Here is a 1,053-nt window from a genome sequence, read left to right on the forward strand (position 1 = left end):
CACCTTCATCGCCGTCACGCACACGAGCGGGGTCCGCTCCCACCTCTACGCCTCCGCCACGACGGCCCAGCTCGGCCCGCGCTTCCGGGTGCTCGGCTCGAAGGCCGGGTTCGTGAAGTACGGCCTCGACCCGCAGGAGGCGGCCCTGCGCGAGGGCGGTCGCCCGGGGCCCGGCTGGGGCACCGAACCGGAGGAGCTGTGGGGCCGGCTCGGCGCCGGCGAGTCCCCGCTGACCGGCGGCGGAACGCCCGTACGGACTCTCCCCGGCGACTATCCGGCCTACTACGCTGCGGTGGCCAAGGCACTGATCGACGGCGGCCCGAACCCGGTCCCGGCCGTCGAGGCGGCCGCCGCCCTCGACGTGCTGGAGGCGGCCCGCCGTTCGGCACGAGACGGAGTGGTGGTGACGCTGTGATGGGCGCCCATGAGCTGACCCCGAAGTTCACCCCGGAGATCACCCCGACGCTGGAGGAGCTCCAGGCCCAGGAACGCCGGCTGGTCTTCCGCCGGTTCGACCACGACGACGCGTGGGCGCTCGGCTCGCTCCTCGTCGAGCTGGCCCGGGAGCGGCAGGCGCCGGTCGCGATCGACATCCACCGCTGCGGACAGCAGCTCTTCCACGCGGCGCTGCCGGGTTCCGCCCCCGACAACGACGCGTGGATCGCCCGTAAGCGCCGGGTGGTGGAGCGGTTCGGCGCCTCCTCCTACCTGGTGGGGTCCCGCGCCCGCGCCAAGGGCACGACCTTCGAGGAGTCCTCCCGCCTCGACCCCGACACGTACGCGGCGCACGGGGGTTCGTTCCCGATCACCGTGGAGGGCGTGGGGGTCGTGGGCGCGGTGACGGTGTCCGGGCTGCCGCAGCTCGAGGACCACCGGTTCGTGGTGGCGGCGCTGGAGCAGTACCTGGAGAAGTTCCTGTAGGGGCCGGTAAAAGCCTGTAGGGGCCCGTAGTGGGGATTTCTCGGGGGAACTCAGGGGCGCTCAGGCGTCCTTGAGTTCCTGCCGCTGCCGCCCGAGCCCCGTGATCTCCAGCTCCACCACGTCACCGGCCCG

General features: G+C 73.0%; 2 protein-coding genes. Both read left to right on the forward strand.

Annotated features, from left to right (window positions below):
- On the forward strand, positions 1–415 hold a 415-nt coding region (locus tag ACFY9I_RS42655), incomplete at its 5' end, for a Gfo/Idh/MocA family oxidoreductase (protein ID WP_391012961.1).
- Positions 415–921 (forward strand): heme-degrading domain-containing protein, encoded by a 507-nt coding sequence (locus tag ACFY9I_RS42660; RefSeq protein ID WP_030780114.1) that lies wholly within the window; start codon positions 415–417, stop codon positions 919–921. The genes ACFY9I_RS42655 and ACFY9I_RS42660, both read left to right, overlap by 1 nt.
- The last annotated feature ends 132 nt before the right edge of the window (positions 922–1,053 follow it).

It is taken from the genome of Streptomyces sp. NPDC012510, from assembly GCF_042955065.1.
Classification (GTDB): domain Bacteria; phylum Actinomycetota; class Actinomycetes; order Streptomycetales; family Streptomycetaceae; genus Streptomyces.